This window comes from Paenibacillus plantarum, from assembly GCF_013141695.1.
GTDB classification, from domain to species: Bacteria; Bacillota; Bacilli; order Paenibacillales; family NBRC-103111; genus Paenibacillus_E; species Paenibacillus_E plantarum.
This window is the reverse complement of record NZ_WHNY01000017.1, coordinates 1-2077: the sequence shown is the minus strand read 5'-3', so window position 1 is coordinate 2077 and position 2077 is coordinate 1. Positions and strand designations below refer to the sequence as shown.

Below are 2077 nucleotides of genomic sequence, written 5' to 3'. Positions count from 1 at the left end.
AAGCTCACTTTGAGTTTCATCTTGCTGTTCATAGTATTTACAATTTTGATTCCGCTAATGGAGTCGCCTCCCAGTTCAAAGTAATTCTCATCTACTTGAATTTCCTTAATCGCAAGTTCAGATCCCCAAATGAGCCCCAACTGCTCCTCCGTAGGTGTATACGTCCCATCATTACGGCCTACTAATTTGACCTCTTTCTCCATTTGGCTCTCAAGGTTTTCCGTTTCAACTGTTGTAGCTCGATTTCGTTCCTTTGTTCTTGAAGCTGCTACGGGTCTCTTCTGTTTCTTTAATCTAAATAAGTGATCATGTTCTTCTGTGTACCAATAACTTTTGCGTGCTAATGGATAGCCTGGTAGCCGCACCTTCTTTGCTAGAGTTGAATCGTAATAGGACTGCCAATCGATTTTAGCTCCTGCTACGTACAACTGGCAGAGTCGATCTATTACTACTTCCTTCTCCTTTGTTCCTTCCTCAACGAGCTGATTCGCCTCGCTAGTCCACTGGTCTACCTCTGCTTGAGTCACTTCTCCTTCTTCTTTGCTATCTTCCTTATAACTCTTGCAAATCCGATGTTCACCGTAGTACACACCGCTGAGGTTAAGATGTTTCCAGTCTTCTGCTTCCTGTAGTCGCCTAATCTTCTCTTGTAAGTCTTCGTTACTTTCCACGACCAGTTGGATCCGATACTCATAATGATCCCTTCCGACACATGAGGTGTAACATAGGTCAGCTAACTCCGAGGAATCTTCCTTCAGGAAGGAACTGTACTTCTTTACAAGCTCAAACAGTGCTTCTTGCGTTCGACCCGATAAAGCAAACAGCCACTTTTCTCTTGTAGCTCGGGCTCCGCCGTTTCGTTGAACTGCTGGCGTCTCCTCCAGCACAATGTGGCAGTTTGTCCCGCCGAATCCAAACGAATTCACACCACAACGTCTCGGAGCCTCTCCTGCTTCCCATTCCCGAAGCTTATCATTCACGTAGACAGGGCTATCCGGAAAAGAAATATGCGGGTTTGGTTCCTCAAAGTTAATGAGTGAAGGTATCTTCTTATGATTCAATGACAAGATGGCTTTAATAAGAGAGGCCATACCCGATGCAGCAACGGTATGGCCAATATTGGTTTTTACTGCAGATATCGCACAAAATTGCTTCTTGCTCGTATACGATTCGAAAGCTTGTTTAAGTGCCCTAATTTCTATTGGATCGCCCAAATACGTACCGATTCCGTGTGCTTCAATATACGACAGGCTTTCTGGATCAATCCCTGCCGCTTCCCATGCATCCATCAGTACGTTTGCTTGAATCTCCGCTCGTGGCGTTGCAATTCGGTTGGCACCTCCGTCATTATTTACCGCGCTTCCCTTAATGACACCGTAAATAGGGTCTCCATCGGCTATCGCCTGTTTCAATGACTTGAGCAGAACTGCTCCTACCCCTTCACTAATCAGTGTTCCCTTTGCTTGTTTGTCGAACGTCCGAATTTTCACATCATCGGAAACAATTCGCTCCATCGGATTGTCATCGTTCTTAAGCAAAATATCCTTAATGTTTATACCGCCTGCAATTGCCATTACACATTCACCATCTTGAAGCGCCTTACACGCATGGTGCAAAGATACGAGTGCGGAAGAACAGGCTGTATCAATCACCATGCTTGGCCCAGTTAGCTTTAATGCGTGAGATATTCGGCTGGATAACACGGATGCATAAGCACCCGTGAGCGCTAAGGGATGAATATTGCCTACATAATCGTTGTACAAAGAAATACAAGCATTATCCCTACCTACGAATACACCTGTTTTGGTATTTGCGATTTGTTCTCTAGTAATCCCGGCATCCTCCACGGCTAAAAAGGCGGTCTCTAGCATGAGTTTCTGCAATGGGTTCATCAGGAGGGCTTCCTTGGTTGAGATCCCGAAAAACTCAGCATCAAACTTATCGATTTCTTCCAGGTATCCTCCAGGTTCATAGGCGGATTCATCCACGTCTGTAACATTGTAAAGGTTTTCATAAACGGGGTTCATGACTTTCCTTCTCTCGGGAGTGGGAAGGTCAATACAATTGATGCCGTTAT

At 45.1% G+C, this 2077-nt stretch carries 1 protein-coding gene; it reads right to left on the bottom strand.

The window, feature by feature from the left end; all coding sequences use genetic code 11:
* On the bottom strand, positions 1 to 2027 hold a 2027-nt coding region (locus GC096_RS05700; RefSeq protein ID WP_246302599.1), incomplete at its 3' end, for a polyketide synthase.
* Between the last annotated feature and the right edge of the window lie 50 nt (positions 2028 to 2077).